The sequence below is a fragment of the Ferruginibacter sp. genome (assembly GCF_031430955.1).
Lineage (GTDB): Bacteria > Bacteroidota > Bacteroidia > Chitinophagales > Chitinophagaceae > Ferruginibacter.
The window spans coordinates 1-1,534 of the sequence record NZ_JANPCM010000092.1 but is presented as its reverse complement, the minus strand read 5'-3'; the positions used below and the strand labels follow the sequence as shown (position 1 = coordinate 1,534).

The 1,534-nt window shown below is 34.2% G+C and carries 1 protein-coding gene; it reads left to right on the top strand.

Annotated elements, in window-relative coordinates; translation table 11 throughout:
- Positions 1-78: 78 nt before the first annotated feature.
- Positions 79-1,176, top strand: a complete 1,098-nt coding sequence (locus ACY65O_RS02585) for a phosphotransferase enzyme family protein (RefSeq protein ID WP_462219290.1) — start codon at positions 79-81, stop codon at positions 1,174-1,176.
- Positions 1,177-1,534 lie beyond the last annotated feature (358 nt).

The window sequence follows — 1,534 nt, the reverse complement described above, 5'->3', positions numbered from 1 at the left end:
ATTTTAAAAAAGCAAAGTTAATTAAAACTGTACTGCTCAACATCTAAGTCTTGGACGATTTTCTGTATTTTTACTTTTATGCTGCAAAAAGTATTTAATGCATTTGGCCTTAACGAAAATATAAATAAAGCTGTGACTTTTGGCTCGGGGCTGATTAACCATACATGGAAAATTAAAAATGGCAACAACACATTTATTCTCCAAAGAATTAATGATCAGATATTCAAAGACCCCGGAGCTATCGCTTATAATATTGATATAACTGCAAGGTATCTTCGCCAGCATTATCCACATTATTTATTTGTAATGCCGGTAAAATCCATTTATAAAGAGGATATTTTTTTTGATGAAGAGCATGGCTATTTCCGCCTGAGTCCGTTTGTAGAAAACTCTCACACTATTGATGTGGTAAAAGAACCGCTGGAGGCTTATGAAGCAGCGGCACAATTTGGAAAATTTACCAAGTTGTTAGCAGGCTTTGATGCAACCCAATTAAAAATAACACTTGTCGATTTTCATAACCTTACGCTGCGTTACCAGCAATTTGAACTGGCATTATTAAATGGTAATGCTGACAGGATTAAGCAATCAGCTAAATTAATAGATACCATCATCGCCAATAAATCTATTGCTGCTATTTTCGAAAAAATAAAATTAAATACAAATTTTAAAATAAGGGTTACCCACCACGATACAAAAATCAGCAATGTACTTTTTGATGACAATAATAAAGGTTTATGTGTAATTGATTTAGATACTTTAATGCCCGGATATTTTATCAGCGATGTGGGTGATATGCTGCGTACTTATTTAAGCCCGGTAAGTGAAGAAGAAAAAGATTTTTCAAAAATAGTAATACGGGATAATTATTTTGCTGCCATTGCAGAAGGTTATCTTTGCCAGCTAAAAGATGAACTGAGTACCGAAGAAAAAAATCATTTTGTTTATGCCGGAAAGTTTATGATCTATATGCAGGCCATTCGTTTTCTTACCGATTATATTAACGATGATGTGTATTATGGCTCCAAATACGAGGGGCATAATTTTGTAAGAGCTTCTAATCAACTTATGCTTTTGCAAAAATTGATGGAGAAAGAAAATAGTTTGCAAGAGGTTATTACAAATTTGTCTGTAACAAAATTTGCATATAGTAATGCCAGTGCTAGAGTGGAATAATATGGCAAGCCTTGTACTTCTTTAAAAGGCCGCTAGCCAAAAAAACTTAGATTACTTGCCATTTACGCACCAGTTTTATTTTACTGAACAAAAATTAGTGCTGCCACACAAAATAAAAATACCCAAACCAACGATAAAGTATCTTGCCACTGCTGCTGTATATGCAATACGTTTTGCAAATGCGAATGTGTGGGAGGAAGCGAGGGGTATAATAAGTTGGGTTGGAGGTTGGTGGTGGAGTGAGTATCTGATTTTGATATTTTTATCATAGAAATCCAAGGCGGAGGCGTCAAAAGGAGGGGGCAATAATTATTCTAATTGAAGTTAATTTAAAATTTCATAATTTGCTCAATAGAGA

What these genes read in the sequence shown, in the direction of transcription:
- ACY65O_RS02585 (WP_462219290.1), top strand. Translation starts at nt 79, where the DNA reads ATGCTGCAAAAAGTATTTAATGCATTTGGCCTTAACGAAAATATAAAT.